This is a genomic window from Pseudomonas sp. LSJ-87, assembly GCF_032971465.1.
Classification (GTDB): Bacteria; Pseudomonadota; Gammaproteobacteria; order Pseudomonadales; family Pseudomonadaceae; genus Aquipseudomonas; species Aquipseudomonas putida_Z.
This window is the reverse complement of the sequence record NZ_JAWJYQ010000133.1, coordinates 1-244: the sequence shown is the minus strand read 5'-3', so window position 1 is coordinate 244 and position 244 is coordinate 1. Positions and strand designations below refer to the sequence as shown.

At 61.9% G+C, this 244-nt stretch carries 1 protein-coding gene; it reads left to right on the top strand.

Features of this window, described 5'->3' with window-relative positions:
* The coding region (locus RYH74_RS26390; RefSeq protein ID WP_317410636.1) for a hypothetical protein at window positions 1–244 on the top strand (244 nt) is incomplete at both ends.

Below are 244 nucleotides of genomic sequence, written 5' to 3'. Positions count from 1 at the left end.
TTACGGAAGCTGTCGTCCCCCGCCTTGAACCGCATGTTCCCGCTTCCGACACCAGCGAACTGCTCTGGTTGAAATGGCTGCAGGATCCGGACAGCCCGCCCTACCGCGCGTTGTTGATGCGGGATCGCTCTCTGCTGGCCGGGCTGCTGCCCAGTTTCTCCGCCACAGAAGCGATCAACTGGAACGACAGCGACAAGCTCTACGGCATGCTGAGCAAGATCATCGCCAGCGATGACGCCGGCCT